This window comes from Lacticaseibacillus camelliae DSM 22697 = JCM 13995, assembly GCF_001311195.1.
GTDB classification, from domain to species: Bacteria; Bacillota; Bacilli; order Lactobacillales; family Lactobacillaceae; genus Lacticaseibacillus; species Lacticaseibacillus camelliae.
Window position 1 is genome coordinate 1 of sequence record NZ_BBAJ01000139.1, and the last position, 2,171, is coordinate 2,171.

General features: G+C 55.3%; 3 protein-coding genes. 2 read left to right on the top strand and 1 reads right to left on the bottom strand.

The genetic code is table 11. The features are described 5' to 3' along the window. Both JCM13995_RS13310 and JCM13995_RS13315 read left to right on the top strand, forming a co-directional pair. Positions 1 to 324 (top strand): LPXTG cell wall anchor domain-containing protein (locus JCM13995_RS13310; RefSeq protein ID WP_156314512.1); only part of this gene is annotated, 324 nt, incomplete at its 5' end. Positions 325 to 584: 260 nt separating this feature from the next. After that, positions 585 to 1,076: an AP2 domain-containing protein gene (locus JCM13995_RS13315; protein ID WP_054666536.1), complete on the top strand. Its 492-nt coding sequence runs from the start codon at positions 585 to 587 to the stop codon at positions 1,074 to 1,076. A gap of 95 nt (positions 1,077 to 1,171) precedes the next feature. On the opposite strand, the gene JCM13995_RS15100 is transcribed toward JCM13995_RS13315, so the two are convergent. After that, the coding region (locus JCM13995_RS15100) for a mucin-binding protein (RefSeq protein WP_225350918.1) at positions 1,172 to 2,171 on the bottom strand (1,000 nt) is incomplete at its 5' end.

Genomic DNA, 2,171 nt, shown 5'->3' on the forward strand with positions numbered 1-2,171 from the left:
AACACGAACCCAGGTGGCGACACAAACCCAGGCGGCAACACGAACCCGGGTGGCGACACTAACCCAGGCGGCAACACGAACCCAGGTGGCAACGCCAATCCAGAAGGCGGCCAGCCTGAGGGTGGCAAAGCAAACACTGACCACACCGGTAAGACCGAGACCATGCAGCCTGTAAAGACCAGCGAGTCGACACCAAAGCCGAGTGCGCCAGCAAGTGTTGTAAAGGCGCCGGCTAAGCAGAGTAAGACACTGCCGAAGACCGGTGATCAAAATGCTGCAGGTTTGGCACTGTTAGGCGTTTCGTTACTTTCCCTATTAGGCTAGTTGATCGTAAGCGCAAGCTAGATCGGTAATTAAAGTATGACGAAAGGTCCACGCTTCACGCACACTTGACGTGCATGAAGGGTGGGCCTTTTGGTGTCTTGTCGTGCTGGCAACAATACTACGCAATGCCTGTGGTGCACTACATTTTCGTGTGTACAAAGCTGGAGTCTCCGCGTTTTGTCAAAATAGCAAAAATCGCGGAGAATTGGTCCGCAGTTCCCCCCTTAGAATATAAGCATAGGAGCAAGGAGGGAAAAACGATGCGAGTGAAAGATCTCTCAGGTGAACAATTTGGTCGGTTGACCGTGCTCAGGCGAGCAGGGACAGCCAAGAACGGGAATGCGGTATGGCAATGCCAGTGTTCTTGCGGTAATACGGTCACAGTCGACGGGTATCGGCTGCGGTCAGGCCAAGTGCGCAGTTGTGGGTGCTTGCGTCGGGACGTCGCTCGGCAACGCGCGGCGTTAAATCCGGCCTTCAGGGCACACCAGCACGCGCATGGGCGTGATTTGACGAATGATGATGGGATTTCGCTGAATTCATTGGTCAAAAGCAAGCGCAATAAGTCTGGTGTAGTGGGTGTCTCTTATAATCCGGCCAATAACCGTTGGTTTGCGCGGCTCCGGTATCAAGGCCGCTACGTGCTTCTCAAGTCATGTCAGACGTTTGATGAAGCAGTGGCCTTGCGTAAGGCTGCAGAATACCAATATCTGGGCAAACCGACTGAAGAGTTGGCAGAAAGCGTACAGTGACACACTTCGGGGAGGAGTGCGGCGCTGGCCGCTTTTTTTGTCTAGACACGAAAAAGGGCAAATCGTTTCGATTAGCGATTTGCCCTTTACTGTGCTTAGGATTGAATGCCGAAGTTGATCACGCCCGAGAGGCTTTCCCAGTAAGCCGCTAACATGGCTGCGCCAGCCGCAGGATTCGGTGCGCCCCCGCCGTTGCCGTGATGCTGCTGAAGCGACATTGAAAATGGTGCATAGACCATTTGCCGGTTCAGCCGCTCACCTTGGAACAGGTTGGTGATTTGCGCTTGACTAGATTGTTCAGTAGTCCGGCGATTCTGCTGGGCTGCGTTGGTTTTTGCGCCAGCCAGTTCTGGTACCAGCGCCTGGTACTCGCTTGGCAGGCCTGAAGCAAGTGCGGCAGCCACCACGTGCTTGACTGTAATGACCACCGTCTGGTCGGCTGCTGGAAAGCGAGTTAAATCGGTGGCTGGGTTGATCAGGACCGCGTAGCCAGCTTCTACTAGTGACTGCGTGAGTTCATGAAAATTGAACGTCATCGGCTCGCCTGGTACCCCGGCAATCAAATCGGTTTGAAGCGGTTTGCCAGTATCGGCATCGACAACAATCACTGTGATCCGCCGCGTTTGTTTGGCCGCCGCTGGAGTGACAGCCTGATTCTGAGCGACAGGTGCTTTAGGACTGGTTGCGCGAGGTGCCGGTGTCGTTGGCTTTGCCGCAGCGATTACTTTGCCAAGAGGATTGGTCCCGGATACTGCAATACTTTGGGCACCTTTACTCGGCGCTTTGTTTTCGGCAGTTGATTTGGCCTCGGAAGCTGCGGCGCTCTGGGCGACCTCACTAGCGGCCTTGCTTGCGGCAATGGAATTGGCTTCGGAAATCGCGGCGCTCTCGGCTGCCTCACTAGCTGCCTTGCTTTCGGCGATGGAGTTAGCCTCGGAAATCGCGGCGCTCTCCGCCGCTTCACTGGCCGCTTTACTTTCGGCAATAGAGTTAGCCTCTGAAATCGCGGCGCTCTGCGCTGCCTCGCTTTGGGCAATGGAATTGGCTTCTGAAATCGCGGCGCTCTCCGCTGCTTCACTGGCTGCCTTGCTTGCG

Coding starts and splice junctions, on each gene's coding strand:
- JCM13995_RS13315 (WP_054666536.1), top strand. CDS start 585: ATGCGAGTGAAAGATCTCTCAGGTGAACAATTTGGTCGGTTGACCGTG.